2 protein-coding genes are annotated in these 582 nt (G+C 62.9%); both read left to right on the top strand.

The features are described 5' to 3' along the window. On the top strand, positions 1-190 hold a 190-nt coding region (locus tag AOG26_RS20335; protein ID WP_235575525.1), incomplete at its 5' end, for a hypothetical protein. Positions 191-229: 39 nt separating this feature from the next. Next, positions 230-582, top strand: a 353-nt coding sequence (gene holA / locus AOG26_RS20330; RefSeq protein ID WP_082401767.1) for a DNA polymerase III subunit delta, incomplete at its 3' end; no start/stop codon positions are given.

The following is a 582-nucleotide window of genomic DNA, read 5'->3' as shown; positions in this document are numbered from 1 at the left end:
CAAGGAAATGCGTCGTGAGCTGGTACAGCGCATGCTTCTGCGCCTGCAGCTGATCACCCCGGAAAAACTGGATCAACTGCAGCAAACGGCAGATAACAAGGCCAAGGCAGATGCCGATGCGCTGAAAGCGGCGCAAGAGTATGAAAACAGCCAGCCGAAACAATCGCCTGTCGAAGTCCCAGCTGAGTAAGCCAGACGGGGCGCCCCTGGCGCCCCGCTCGCCCTGCCTATGAAACTTGCCCCCGCCCAACTCGCCAAGCACCTGCAAGGCAGCCTCGCGCCCGTCTACATCGTCAGCGGTGATGACCCGTTGCTCTGCCAGGAAGCTGCGGACGCGATCCGCACGGCCGCCCGTCAACAGGGCTTCGATGAACGCCAGGTGTTCAGCGCCGATGCCAGTTTCGACTGGGGGACGCTGCTGCAAGCCGGGGCGAGCATGTCGCTGTTTGCCGAGAAACGCCTGCTGGAACTGCGCCTGCCTTCGGGCAAGCCCGGCGACAAAGGCGCGGCGGCATTGATGGAATACTGCGCACGCCCTGCCGAAGACACGTTGCTGCTGATCAGCCTGCCCAAGCTGGATGG

The sequence above is a fragment of the Pseudoalteromonas sp. UCD-33C genome, assembly GCF_001306895.1.
Taxonomy (GTDB): Bacteria; Pseudomonadota; Gammaproteobacteria; order Enterobacterales; family Alteromonadaceae; genus Pseudoalteromonas.
The sequence above is the reverse complement of the archived record's forward strand: the minus strand, read 5'-3'. Positions and strand labels throughout refer to the sequence as shown.